Raw genomic sequence first — 13234 nt, forward strand, 5'->3', positions numbered from 1 at the left:
CGTCAGCCCCGGTGGCGAGCGAGGAAGTCCAGCAGCACTGGAAAGTACGCCTGGGGCTCTTCGTAAAACGGCATGTGGCTACTGTTGGGGAATACATGCAACTCGGCGTGCCGCGCGGCCAGTTTCATGCGATGGGCGCAGGCCGGGGTGAGTTCGTCGTGCTGGCCGGTGGTGATCAGCATCGGCATCGTGAAGCCGGCCATTTCGGGGATGCGGTTCCAGTCCTTGAGGTTGCCGATATAGAGGAATTCGTTGGGGCCCTGCATGGTTTCGTAAGGCCCCATGTTCCAGTCGCCGAGGGAGCGTTTGACCGGCTCCGGCCACTCGTCCAGCCGGCACACGTGGCGGTAATTGAGCAAGGTGATGGCCGCCTGGTATTGCGGATGATCCAGGGTACCCATGGCTTCATGGCGCTGCATCATCGCCACGGTTTCGCTGCCGAGGGCACCGCGCAGGCGTTCCAGTTCTTGAGACAGGTGCGGAATGTCGCCGACGGTGTTTTCCAGGATCAGGCTTTTCAGCGCCTCGGGATAATGAATGGCGTATTCGATGCCGAGCCAGCCGCCCCAGGAATGCCCCAGCAAATGCACGCGCCCCAGATTCAGGGCCTGGCGAACGGTTTCGACTTCTTCGACATAACGGCCGATTTCCCACAGGGCAACGTCGGTGGGTCTGGCTGATGCGCCGGTGCCAAGCTGGTCGAATGCAACCACTCGCAGGTTATGGTCTTTGAGCCAGCCATGGGCGTCGCGCAAGTAGTCACACGGCAGGCCCGGGCCGCCGTTGAGGCACAGCAGCACCTCATCGCCTTCGCCAAAGCTGTAGACCACGATGTTGTGGCCGTCGACCGCCACGTTGTAGTGCTGGTCGGGGGCAATTTCACGCCACATGCATACATTCCTTGTGTTGTATCGGCCTGGCAGGTAGCGGCCGTTTATCAGGCCAACACTACCGAGGATGCCGCGCGTCCATAACCTAGTAGTTCTTATAGGTTTGGCCTGGCAGTCCTTCGCCGGGGCGTGGCATTCTACTTGCCGCAAGTCGAGATTCAAATGAATTCGGGAGCAGAACGGATGCTGGCCAAGCTGACTGCCTTCAACCATCGACTCATGCCGGGCAGGAGCCTGGATGAACAGATGGACAACACCTTTATCCTCGCCCAGCAGTTGGGGTTCGATGCGCTGGTGTATGACTACACGCCGGTGCCCATCGACCATGAGGGTGCCCTGATCACCCCCTCCGTGCTGGAATTGCGCAACACGCCCGCCGACTGGCATGCCTTGTGGTGCAGCGAAGGTTTTTACCAGATCGACCCGGTACAACACTTGGCCCTGGGCACGGTGTCGCCGTTCGTATGGTCTTACGAGGCGAAGACTGAAACCGTGCTGCAACAGTTCATCGACCCCTGCCACGCTCCCGTGTCCTCTTATTTGCATGAGCGCGAACTGACCTGCGGCGTCAGTGTGCCGATCCACCTGCCCCGCGGCGGCTTCGCCTCGCTGACCGGCCTGCGCACCGGCAAGGCGCGTAGCGTGTTGAAGGACGCCCAGCAGACCCTCGCTGATTTCAGCCTGATCACCCATGCCTTGCAGGAAGCAGCCTACCCGCTATTCAGCAAGGAACTACGCTCCTACCCGCATATTCACCTGACCAAGCGCGAGCGCGAGTGCCTGAAATGGGCCGCCGACGGCCTGACCGCCGCGGAAATTGCCACGCAATTGAGCCGTTCGCTGGCGGTGGTCACCCTGCACCTGGCCTCGGCGATGCACAAGCTGGGCGCCAAAAACCGCGTGCAGGCGGTGGTGCGCGCCACTCATTACCGCCTGCTGGATGATTGACCGGCTCAAAAACCTAGCTGTTTTGCTAGTTACCTAAAATTCGCGCGGCGACTATCGTGTCCCTGTTCCTTTTTTTCAGAGCAGGGTACGAAATGGAGTTCATCGACACTATCCGCGAAGGTTATGCGGCATTTGGGGCTTACCAGACCTGGTACCGCGTTACCGGCGACCTGGCCAGCGGTCGCACGCCCCTGGTAATCATTCACGGCGGCCCCGGCTGCACCCATGACTACGTCGACGCGTTCAAGGACGTCGCCGCCAGTGGCCACGCCGTCATTCACTACGACCAGCTGGGCAATGGCCGCTCCACCCATTTACCGGATAAAGACCCGTCTTTCTGGACGGTCAGCCTGTTTCTTGAAGAGCTGAACAATTTGCTGGACCACCTGCAAATCAGCGACAACTACGCGATCCTCGGGCAGTCCTGGGGCGGCATGCTCGGCAGCGAGCACGCGGTGCTGCAACCAAAAGGCCTGCGCGCGTTTATCCCGGCCAACTCGCCCACCTGCATGCGCACCTGGGTCAGCGAAGCCAACCGCCTGCGCAAATTGTTGCCCGAAGGCGTGCATGAAACCCTGCTCAAATACGAAGCCACAGGCGACTACCAGAACCCCGAATACCTCGCTGCTTCGCGCATTTTCTATGATCAGCATGTTTGCCGGGTCAACCCGTGGCCGGAAGAAGTCGCACGCACCTTTGCCGCCGTGGACGCCGACCCCACGGTGTACCACGCCATGAGCGGCCCCACGGAATTCCATGTGATCGGCAGCTTGAAGGACTGGAATGTGATTGGCCGTCTGTCGGCCATCAACGTGCCGACTCTGGTGATCTCCGGCCGCCACGACGAGGCGACGCCGCTGGTGGTCAAGCCGTTTCTGGATGAGATACCCGACGTGCGCTGGGCGCTGTTTGAAGACTCCAGCCACATGCCCCACGTGGAAGAGCGCCAGGCGTGCATGGGGACGGTGGTGAAGTTTCTGGATGAGGCGTGTTCCATACCGCGCGAAGTCCTGAAGGCAGGTTGATCGTTCCCACGCTCTGCGTGGGAATGCCGCCCTGGACGCTCTGCGTCCGCCCTTAGGCTCGTGACGCAGAGCGTCACAGAATGCATTCCCACGCAGAGCGTGGGAACGAGCATCTAAACGGTTTCAGGCTTTGGGGCTTTCCTGGGCACCTCGGCCACCAGCGGAATCTCCTTCCCTTCGGCATCAAACAACTTGCCGCCGCGGAAATAATCCCCGTCGCGCAGCGCCGCCACATCGTGGAAGCACAGGCTGCGCTCGGTTCCTGCCACAAACACCGACTGCTGGTCCGAGTTGCCTGCCGTGAAATGGTTGAACGCCAGGTTCAGCAGGATCGCCATGATTGCAGACGAGCTGATGCCCGAATGGAAGATGGTCGCAAACCAGCTCGGGAAGTGATCATAGAAACTCGGCGCGGCGATAGGGATCATGCCAAAACCGATGGATGTGGCCACGATAATCAGGTTCATGTTGTTGCGGTAATCCACCTTCGACAGTGTGCGAATGCCACTGGCCGCCACGGTGCCGAACAGCACGATTCCGGCCCCGCCCAATACGGACGTCGGCACGGCCGCAATCACCCGCCCCATAAACGGCAGCAGGCCGAGCACCACCAGGAACACCCCGCCGGTTGCCACCACAAAGCGGCTTTTTACACCGGTCACCGCCACCAGACCCACGTTTTGGGCGAACGCACTTTGGGTGAACGAGCCGAAGATGGGCGCGAACATGCTCGACAGCATGTCAGCGCGCAGGCCATTGCCCAGGCGCTTGGAGTCGACTCTGGTGTCGATGATTTCGCCCACCGCGAGAATGTCCGCCGAGGTTTCCACCAGCGTCACCATGACCACGATGCACATGGAAATGATCGCCGCCACATGGAAGGTCGGCATGCCGAAATGGAATGGTGTGGGAAAACCGAACATGGGGCCTTGGGCCACACCGGAGAAGTCGGCCATGCCCAGGAATACCGCAATCACGGTGCCGATCACCATCGCCAGCAGGATCGACAAGCGGGAAATGGTCGCGCTGCCGATCTTGCTCAGCAGCAACACCAGCACCAGAGTCAGCGCCGCCAAACCGATATTCGACATGCTGCCAAAATCCGCCGCGCGGCTGTTGCCGCCCATGGCCCAGCGCGCCGCAACAGGCATCAGCGTCAGGCCGATGGTGGTGATGACGATGCCGGTGACCAACGGCGGGAAGAATTTGGTGATCCGCGAGAACACCGGCGTGATCAACAAACCGATAAATGACGCGGCCATCACCGCACCGAGTATCGCCGGCACACCGCCGGCGCCATCACTGCCGACAATCGCCACCATGGTTGCCACGCCGGCAAACGACACGCCCTGCACCAGCGGCAACTGGCAGCCAAAAAACGGCAGGCCGAGTGTTTGCAACAGGGTCGCCAGGCCTCCGGCGAACAGCGAGGCGGCAATCAGCAGGCCGATATCTGCCGGCGACAAGCCAGCCGCCTGGCCGACGATCAAGGGCACCGCGACGATGCCGCCGTACATGGTGAGCACATGTTGCAGGCCGTAAGCCATGTTGGCGGCGACGCCGAGATTCTCATCTTCTGGCCGCTGCTGTGACGCCTTCGGGATAGTCATGGTGAGGGGTTCTCTGTTTTTGTTGTGCAAACACTGTATGCAATGTTAGGACTGGATGTCCATAGAGTTGTATACAATCATTTGAACAAGTTACCCTCCACCGGCGTTACAAAAACAATCCGGCCGACATGAGCCAGAACGCCAAAGGACCCAGAACAATGAAAAAGGCATTACAGGGCGCAACCGTTGCATTGACCCTGCTCGGCGGCGGGGAGGCCGTCGCAGTGGAATGGATGAACAACAGCGTGGGATTTCGCTACGGCCAGCACTTCACCAATCCGAATAACCCCGACGATTTCAGCAAGCGCATCTACAGCTTCACCCACGCCAGCGGTTACCGATACGGCAGCAATTACCTGAACCTCGATGTGTTCCTGTCCGACAGCCGCGACCCGCGCAAGGGCACCGACCACGGCGGCAGCGAGGTGTATGCCGTGTACCGGCACCAGTTGTACGCCTCACGGGTATTCGATGTGCCGCTCGGCACCGGCCTGATCAAGGATTACGCGCTGACCCTGGGGTTCGACGCCAACCGCAACAACAACTTCGCCTCGGCGAAAAAGCGCGCCCTGGTGATTGGCCCAACCTTGAAGTTCAACACGGTCGGCCTGCTGGATGTGAGCCTGATGTACTACAAGGAAAAGAACCACACCGGCATCCCCGGCGCGCAGGAGTCGAACCATACGTTCGACGACACCTACATGCTCAACCTGACCTGGATGCGCCCCTTTGAAATTGCCAACCATGCGGCGAAGTTCCAGGGGTTTATCAATTACGTCGGCGAGAAAGGCGAGGACTACCACGGTCGCGACACTGCACCTGAAACCCTGATGCGTACCGCGCTGATGGTCGCGGTACGGCCGGGGAAAAGCGTCAAGCCGAACCTGTACCTGGGGGTGGGTTATGAGTACTGGCACAACAAGTTTGGTGTGGATGGTGGTATGGGCACACGGACTTCAACACCCACGGTGAATATGGAAATTACCTTCTAACCACTATAGAAACCCATTCGACATGTGGGAGCTGGCTTGCCTGCGATAACGGTGGTGAATTCACCAATGCCATCGCAGGCAAGCCAGCTCCCACATGTTTGATCGCATTTCAACTTGATGCGTTGGCGAATTCCGAATTGCCTGCCCTCGGCCGCGCCAACCAGTAACCCAGCACCGCCAACGGCGCAGTCGCCAGCATCACGATCACGGTGATCAGCAGCGGCTGCTCGAGCATGGACGACACCAACAGGCTGGCGAGAAAGCACAGGCCCAATTGCAGGGTGTTCTGCAGGGCCGCCGCCTTGCCGGAGTTTTCCGCAAACGGCATCAACGCATTCGCCACTACGATGGGGTAACTGGCGCCGTTGACCAATGCCATCAGGCAAAACGGAATCAGCAGGGTGGTGAGCGTCGGCACAGTCAGTGTGGCGACCAGGTACAACGCCACCATGCTGATGCAATAAGTCACCAACAACCACGGCAATAATGTTTTGCCCTGGTAATGCTGCAACGCACTGCGGCAACTGTAACCGCCGACCAGAAAGGCGAGTGTCGGCAGCACGTAGCTGAGGCCAATGTCATTGGGGCTGTAGCCCATATCACCGAGAATGAAAGGCGACGCCGTCAGCCAGGCGAAGAAGCTGGCGGAGCAGGCGGCGAAAATCATCACGTTGCCGGTGAACACGCGGGATGTGAGCAACTGGCCGTAACCCAGGCGTGCAGGTTCGCCTTTAGTCGTCAGGCGTTTCGGCACGGAGCGCAGAAACAATGTGGGCAACAGCAACAACAGCGACACCCCCAGCAACACCCCGAAAATCGCCTGCCAGCCAAAATGATTCAGCACCATCGCCCCCAACAATGGCGCCAGTGCCGGCGACAATGACATCAGCGGCATGATGCTGGCGAACACGCGGTGCGCCTTGTCGGCCGGGTAACGGTCGATCACCAGCGCCTGCCAACTCACGGCGGCAGAACACACGCCAATCGCCTGCATAAAACGCAACGCCAGCAATTGCGGCGTGGTCTCGACCCAAAACATGCCCAGGCAGCCCAGCACGAACAGGCTCAGACCCATGACCAACACTGGTTTGCGCCCCCAGCGGTCCGACAACGGGCCCCATAACAACTGCCCTGCCGCGAACCCGGCGAGGAAAATACTCAAACTGGCGCCCACCGCGCCCGCACCAATATGCAACTGCTCGCCCATGGCGCCAAACGCCGGCAAGTACATGTCCATGGCCAGATAACCGAGCATGCTCAGCCCGGCCAGATACGCAGTGAAACCAAAAGAATTTTTCATCGAAGCCTTTGAAGTGCTGCCATCAAACTATTTGCTGACTGGCGCCCATTATGAAGCTGACAGTTTCACTGTGAAGCGATAATAATTGGACACTTCTATCAAATAATCTGAAGGCAACCGGCATGTGGTCCGAATACTCACTGGATGTAGTCGATGCGGTGGCGCGTCACGGCAGTTTCAGCGCCGCCGCCCAGGAATTGCACCGCGTGCCGTCGGCCATCAGCTACACGGTGCGTCAGATTGAGGAGTGGCTGGCAGTCCCGCTGTTTGTACGCCGGCACCGCGATGTCGAACTGACCCCCGCCGGCCGCCTCTTTATAGAAGAAGCCCGTGGCGTGATGAAAAAGATGCTCGGCACCCGCCGCCTGTGTCAGCAGGTCGCCAATGGCTGGAGTGGCCAGCTCAAGGTCGCGGTGGATTCCATCGTCAAACCCCAGCGCTGTCGCCAATTGGTGCTGGATTTTTATCGGCAGTTCCCCGAAGTGGAATTGTTGCTCGAATACGAGGTGTACAACGGCGTGTGGGATGCATTGGCCGACGAGCGCACCGACATTGTGATCGGCGCCACCAGCGCGGTGCCGGTGGCCAGCCGTTTTACTTTTCGCGACATGGGGTTGCTGAACTGGCTGTGCGTGGTCAGCGCAAAACATCCGCTGGCGGCGGTTGAAGGGTTGCTCACCGACGATCAATTGCGCCCTTTTGCCTCGCTTTGCATGACCGACACCTCGCGCAACCTGCCCAAGCGCGACACCTGGACCCTGGATAACCAGCGACGGCTGGTGGTGCCCAATTGGGCATCGGCGCTTGATTGCCTGCGCGATGGTTTGTGCGTCGGCATGGCGCCCGTGCATCAGGTATTGCCGTGGATCGAGCGCGGGGAATTGGTGGCGTTGCAGTTGAGCCGGCCGTTTCCAGCGAGCCCGTCATGTGTGGCGTGGGCGCAGGACAAGTTATCGCCGGCCATGAGTTGGTTGCTGGAGTATCTGGGGGATACAGAGACCATGAACCAGGAATGGCTGAATGGGCCTGATCTCTGAATATCATTCTGTTCAACTGTGGGAGCTGGCTTGCCTGCAATTGCGGTGTGCCAGCCCATGCATTTGGCACAGGCAGTCCGCTATCGCAGGCAAGCCAGCTCCCACATTCAGGCCATATTTCAATCCAGTAAGCGGGTGATGGCCCGCACGATCATCTCGACCTCCTTGCCATCCAGCGTCAGCGGCGGCAACAAGCGGATGATCTTGCCCCGGGTCACGTTGATCAGCAGCCCATGCTCCCGGGCGGCACGTTCGGCCAGGTCGCGGTAAGGGCGGGCCAGTTCGATGCCGATCATCAAGCCCTGCCCACGAATCGCCAGCACCTGCGGATGTTCGTCCAGCTCCATGTGCAGCCGCGCCAGCAACCGCGCGCCCTGTTGCGCGGCATTGTTCAGCAAGCCCTGTTCTTCAATGATATCCAGCACCGTGCAGCCCACGCGGCAAGCCAGCGGGTTGCCGCCAAAGGTGCTGCCGTGGCTGCCCGGCGTGAACATTTGCGCCACCGCGGCGCGAGCCAGGCAGGCGCCGATGGGTACGCCATTGCCGAGGCCTTTGGCCAGGGTCATCACGTCGGGCACGATGCCTTCATGCTGGAAGGCAAACCAGGCGCCGGTGCGGCCGATGCCGGTCTGGATTTCGTCGAGCATCATCAGCCAGCCGTGGCGCGTGCAGTGCTCACGTACGGCCTTCAGGTAACCGGGCGGCGCCGGCAGCACGCCACTTTCGCCCTGAATCGGCTCCAGCAAGACGGCTGCGATGCGCGGGCCGAACTGTTCGGTAATCGCCTCCAGCGCGGCCGGATCCCCAAAGCGCACCTTGACGAAATCCCCCGGCAAGCGCTGGAAACCCAGGCGCACCGAAGGCCCGTCGCTGGCGGCCATAGTGCCGAGGGTGCGCCCATGAAAGGCGTTTTCCATCACCACCACCAACGGGTCTTCAATGCCTTTTTTCCAGCCGTGCAGCCGCGCGAGTTTCAGTGCGGTTTCGTTGGCCTCTGCTCCGGAGTTGTTGAAAAACGCGCGGTCCAGCCCCGACAGCCGTGCCAGGCGCTCGGCCAGCCGCTGCTGCCAATCAATGCTGTAGAGGTTGGAGGTATGCAGCAGCAACCCGGCCTGCTCACTGATGGCCGTCACCAGTTTCGGGTGGGAATGGCCGACATTGGTGACCGCCACGCCGGCCACCGCATCGAGGTATTCACGGCCCTGCTGGTCCCACAGGCGCGTGCCCAGGCCGCGCGTAAAGCTCAGGGCCAGAGGTTGATAGGTGGTCATCAGGCAGGCGGCGTTCATGGTGGCAGGCTCCAGTGCATCGTTGTGATGGGAGCAGTATCGTTAGCCACCCTGGCTGGATAAACTGTGATTTCCTGCAATGACTTTAAACCAGGGCTTGATAATGGACTTGTTCCAGGCGATGACGGTTTACGTAAAAGTCGTGGAGACCGGCAGCATGACGGCCGCCGCGCAAGAGTGCGGCTTGTCGACCACCATGGTCGGCAATCACCTGCGCGCACTGGAGCAACGGCTGGGAGTCAGCCTGCTCAAGCGCACCACGCGCAAACAAAGCCTCACCGAATTTGGCGGGCAGTATTACCAGCGGTGTCTGGAGGTGCTGGGGCTGGTGGCCGACTCCGAGCGGCTGGCCGAACAAACCCACAGCGAAATCCCCAAAGGCAACCTGCGCATCACCGCCCCTCCGGTGTTCGGCACAGAACGCCTGGTGCCGGCCCTGAGCGAATTTTCGCGGCGCTATCCGCTGATCAACCTCTACGTGGTGCTGAGCAATGAGCGCATGGACCTGGTCGACAGCGACTTCGACGTGGCCATCCGCCTCGGCGAACTCGAAAACTCCAGCCTGATCGCCCGGCCCATGCAGCCCTACACCCTGACGCTCTGTGCGTCCCCCGACTACCTGGCGCGACGCGGCACGCCGTCGAAACCCGAAGACCTGCAGCAGCACGACTGCCTGGCGTTCGCCTACCCGGCCAACGACAACTGGCGCGACACCGACAAACTGTGGCGCATGGCCGACGATAACGGCGAGGTGGAGGTGCCGGTGTCGGGCTCGTTGACCATCAACAGCTCGCAAGGCTTGCGCCAGGCGGCGGTCAACGGCATGGGCATCATCATGCTGGCCGATGCCCTGGTACAACCGGACCTGGAGAGCGGCAAGCTGATGGCCTTGCTCACGACCTATAAACTGCCCAGCCGCCCCATGCACCTGCTGTATCGCCAGGACCGCTACCGCCTGCCCAAGCTGCGTGCATTCGTGGATTTCGTGATGGAGAAGTGGGCGCTCTAGAACGTCACCCCCAACTCACGCAGGCGCGCGGCGGTGCGCTCGGCCGATACATGGTGAATGCCCTGCCAGCCAAGGGCCTGGGCCGCTTCGATATTGCCGGCAACATCATCGATAAACACCACTTCAGCGGGTTGGATATCCGGCAGATGAGCGCGCACCTGGCCAAGGCTGGCGTGGTAGATCGCCGGGTCAGGCTTGATCAGCTTCAGCTCGCCCGATACCACGATGTTGCGAAACCGCTGCAGGAACGGGTAGTTGGCCCGCGCGTAAGGGAAGGTTTCGGCAGACCAGTTGGTGAGCCCGAACAAGGGCATGTCCGCCTGATACAACGCTTCGAGGATCGCCACGCCGTCCGGCAACGGGCCACGCAGCATTTCATGCCAGCGGTCGTAGTAGGAACGGATCAGGATTTCATGTTGAGGGTGTTCGGCGATCAGGCTGCGAGTGCCATCGGCCAGTGTGCGACCGGCGTCCTGCTCGGTGTTCCAGGCCTGGGTGCAGACGGTGTCGAGAAAGTGTTGCCGTTCGTGATCGTCGGCAATCAGCTTGCGATAGAGGTGCTGCGGGCTCCAGTCGAACAGAACACCGCCGAAATCAAAAACTACTGCACGAATCGTCATCAGATCCTCCGTTAGCGTGGCTTGATAGCCGAGGGAGTCTGGCAGATTGTGAGCACGGACGGGAGCGCGTGGTTGTAACCCGAAGCAAATGTGGGAGCCGACTTGCCTGCGATGCAGTCACCTCGGTGTATCCGTTGCTCCGCGGCGATTCTATCGCAGGCAAGCCAGCTCCCACACAAGCTGGCTGCCGCATGCTTTGACTGTGTTTTAAGCCTGGATCAGGCCGTTGATTTTCACAGTCGGGTTTACGTCAGCTTCGTAATCAACACCGTCGATCTCAAAGCCGAACAAGCGCAGGAATTCTGCCTTGTAGCCGGCAAAATCGCTGATCTCGTTGACGTTGTCGTCGGTCACCTGGTTCCACAGCGCAGCAACGGCGTCCTGAACCTTGGGCTCAAGCTCAGCCAGGTCGGCACGCAGGCGGCCGTCGGCGTCGAGCTTCGGCGTCTGACCGTACAGGCTGTCCTTGAACAGGCCGTAAACCTGCTCGATGCAACCCTCGTGGGTGCCCTGCTCTTTCATCACTTTGAACAGCAGCGACAGGTACAGCGGCATGATCGGGATCGCCGAGCTGGCCTGGGTGACCACGGCCTTGAGTACCGACACACGGGCGTCGCCCTTCAGTGCGGCGAGGTTGTCACGCAGGGTCAGGACTTTCTTGTCCAGGTCTTTTTTGGCTTCGCCGATGGAGCCGTTCCAGTAGATGTCCTGGGTCAGCTTTTCACCGAGGTAGGTGAACGCGGTGGTCTTGGCACCTTCGGCCAGCACGTCGGCGTCACGCAGGGCGTCGATCCACAGCTGCCAGTCTTCGCCGCCCATCACTTTGACGGTGCCGTCGATTTCTTCCTGGGTCGCAGGCTCAAGGGTGGTGTCGACCACAACGCCTTTGTCGGTGTTGATACCGCGCAGGGTCACGGCCTTGCCGATCGGCTTGAGGGTGGAGTTGTGCACCACGCCTTGCGGGTCGGTACGGCGTGGCGCGGCCAGGCTGTAGACCACCAGGTCGATCTTGCCCAGATCTTTCTTGATGGTGTCGATGGTCAGGCGCTTGATCTCGTCGGAGAACGCGTCGCCGTTGATGCTCTTGGCGTACAGGCCTTTTTCGACGGCAAACTTTTCGAACGCCGCGCTGTTGTACCAGCCGGCGGAGCTCAGCTTGCCTTCTTCGCCTTCTTTCTCAAAAAACACGCCCAGGGTGTCGGCGCCGCAGCCAAACGCGGCACTGATGCGCGCGGCGAGGCCGTAACCGGTGGAAGCGCCGAGGACCAGCACCTTTTTAGGGCCGCCTTCGATGGCGCCGTGTTGAGTCACGTACTCAATCTGTTCCTTGACGTTCGCTTCACAGCCAACAGGGTGAGCGGTCACACAGATAAAGCCACGAACCCGCGGTTTGATGATCATAAAATTTCTGCCTCTTCCAAGGGGTCGACGGCCAGTGGTGGCCATTCAACTTCATTCGTACCGGTCTATGACGCCTGAAAAACCGAAGCGTCACGATAGTCGCAAATCTTCTGTTTACAAAATCCAATCCACAAAATGCTCAAGACACCGCAGGCGCGGGGGTAAACCTTGTCCCCGACCTTCACAAATTTGCACTATTAAAAACGCCCGGCATCGCTATAACCCACTATCATGGCAGCAATGTTTCACTATGTTTCAGGTCCGGAGCCTCGTTTCATGAGTAATAGTGCTGTTCGCAAGAAGCTGATCTCGGCCGCCTGGGTGCTCGGGGTATTGCTGTTCATCTACTGCTTCCCGCGCACGACCCTGGTGTTTCTGCTGCTGGTGGTGGTGTGTGGCGTTTACGACTTCCTGCGTAACGGCCTGTACGACCGCGACACGATCAAGAAATACTTCATCGGCAACGGCCGCAACACCTGGATTCTGGCGCCGTTCAACACCCTGTTCGACCTGGTGAGCAGCCGTAACCGCCACGTCTACACCATGCGCGACCTGCCGCCCGCCTGGCGTGAAGACCTGCAACAGGTGATCGACGACGCCATGGCGCAAAAGGACGAAATCATCAGCTACCTGGACGAGCGCATGGCCGAGAAGAAACGCGGCATGCTGTTTTTCCAATGGTACGGCCGCCCGATCGAAACCACCCTCGACATCCCGCAACTGCGCAAAAAGCTGCCATTTGTGAAGACCATCGGCGTCTCGGTGTTCAACGAAAACCGTTCCACGTCTTTCCACTTCGGCCCGCTGCGCATGATGTTCCGCGTGCTTTACAACATGGCGCCGGCACCGCACCACGAAGGTGTGTACATCCAGGTGGGCAAGCACAAGCACTACTGGCACGACGACCCGCTGTTTATCTTCGATGACACGCTGATGCACGCGTCTTTCAACAAAAACGACGCCAAACGTTACTGCCTCTTCATCGACATCGTGCGCCCGACCCCGCTGCCGGGTTTACTCAACGCGGTGATCTCGGGTTTTGCCGGGCTGGTATATACCCTGCGTCGGGTTTTCTACAAAAACTGGAAGCTGATTCAGTAAGTTCTGCGGCAT

Annotated in this window: 12 protein-coding genes; 6 read left to right on the forward strand and 6 right to left on the reverse strand. The window is 60.1% G+C overall.

Going from position 1 to position 13234, the window contains the following annotated elements; genetic code table 11:
* Positions 1–2: 2 nt before the first annotated feature.
* Positions 3–890, reverse strand: a complete 888-nt coding sequence (locus ATI14_RS29555; RefSeq protein ID WP_016971472.1) for a proline iminopeptidase-family hydrolase — start codon at positions 888–890, stop codon at positions 3–5.
* Positions 891–1073: 183 nt separating this feature from the next.
* On the opposite strand from ATI14_RS29555, the gene ATI14_RS29560 reads away from it, so the two are divergent.
* Complete coding sequence (locus ATI14_RS29560; RefSeq protein WP_016971471.1) at positions 1074–1838, forward strand: LuxR family transcriptional regulator; 765 nt, start codon at positions 1074–1076, stop codon at positions 1836–1838.
* 92 nt (positions 1839–1930) lie between these two features.
* Positions 1931–2863: a proline iminopeptidase-family hydrolase gene (locus ATI14_RS29565; RefSeq protein ID WP_016971470.1), complete on the forward strand. Its 933-nt coding sequence runs from the start codon at positions 1931–1933 to the stop codon at positions 2861–2863.
* A gap of 113 nt (positions 2864–2976) precedes the next feature.
* Here the strand turns inward: ATI14_RS29565 and ATI14_RS29570 are convergent, their stop codons facing one another.
* The gene (locus ATI14_RS29570) at positions 2977–4473 is read right to left on the reverse strand and encodes a nucleobase:cation symporter-2 family protein (protein ID WP_016971469.1); all 1497 of its coding nucleotides are present in this window, start codon (positions 4471–4473) and stop codon (positions 2977–2979) included.
* A gap of 158 nt (positions 4474–4631) precedes the next feature.
* Here ATI14_RS29570 and ATI14_RS29575 point away from each other — a divergent pair, with 158 nt between their 5' ends.
* The gene (locus ATI14_RS29575) at positions 4632–5465 is read left to right on the forward strand and encodes a hypothetical protein (RefSeq protein WP_016971468.1); all 834 of its coding nucleotides are present in this window, start codon (positions 4632–4634) and stop codon (positions 5463–5465) included.
* Between the two features lie 109 nt (positions 5466–5574).
* Here the strand turns inward: ATI14_RS29575 and punC are convergent, their stop codons facing one another.
* Positions 5575–6765: a purine nucleoside transporter PunC gene (gene punC / locus ATI14_RS29580; protein WP_016971467.1), complete on the reverse strand. Its 1191-nt coding sequence runs from the start codon at positions 6763–6765 to the stop codon at positions 5575–5577.
* A 122-nt stretch (positions 6766–6887) separates the two neighbouring features.
* Here punC and punR point away from each other — a divergent pair, with 122 nt between their 5' ends.
* Positions 6888–7802: a DNA-binding transcriptional activator PunR gene (gene punR / locus ATI14_RS29585; RefSeq protein WP_016971466.1), complete on the forward strand. Its 915-nt coding sequence runs from the start codon at positions 6888–6890 to the stop codon at positions 7800–7802.
* A gap of 119 nt (positions 7803–7921) precedes the next feature.
* Here punR and ATI14_RS29590 read toward each other — a convergent pair whose 3' ends face one another.
* Complete coding sequence (locus tag ATI14_RS29590; protein WP_016971465.1) at positions 7922–9091, reverse strand: aspartate aminotransferase family protein; 1170 nt, start codon at positions 9089–9091, stop codon at positions 7922–7924.
* Between the two features lie 103 nt (positions 9092–9194).
* Here ATI14_RS29590 and ATI14_RS29595 point away from each other — a divergent pair, with 103 nt between their 5' ends.
* On the forward strand, positions 9195–10100 hold the full coding sequence (locus ATI14_RS29595; protein ID WP_016971464.1) for a LysR family transcriptional regulator: 906 nt from the start codon (positions 9195–9197) through the stop codon (positions 10098–10100).
* On the opposite strand, the gene ATI14_RS29600 is transcribed toward ATI14_RS29595, so the two are convergent.
* Positions 10097–10720 (reverse strand): HAD family hydrolase, encoded by a 624-nt coding sequence (locus ATI14_RS29600; RefSeq protein WP_016971463.1) that lies wholly within the window; start codon positions 10718–10720, stop codon positions 10097–10099. The genes ATI14_RS29595 and ATI14_RS29600 overlap by 4 nt on opposite strands.
* A gap of 207 nt (positions 10721–10927) precedes the next feature.
* The gene (fabV, locus tag ATI14_RS29605; RefSeq protein ID WP_016971462.1) at positions 10928–12121 is read right to left on the reverse strand and encodes an enoyl-ACP reductase FabV; all 1194 of its coding nucleotides are present in this window, start codon (positions 12119–12121) and stop codon (positions 10928–10930) included.
* Positions 12122–12397: 276 nt separating this feature from the next.
* Here fabV and ATI14_RS29610 point away from each other — a divergent pair, with 276 nt between their 5' ends.
* A complete protein-coding gene (locus tag ATI14_RS29610; RefSeq protein WP_016971461.1) occupies positions 12398–13222 on the forward strand; it encodes an aspartyl/asparaginyl beta-hydroxylase domain-containing protein in 825 nt (274 codons plus the stop codon).
* The last annotated feature ends 12 nt before the right edge of the window (positions 13223–13234 follow it).

Source organism: Pseudomonas tolaasii NCPPB 2192, from assembly GCF_002813445.1.
Classification (GTDB): Bacteria; Pseudomonadota; Gammaproteobacteria; order Pseudomonadales; family Pseudomonadaceae; genus Aquipseudomonas; species Aquipseudomonas tolaasii.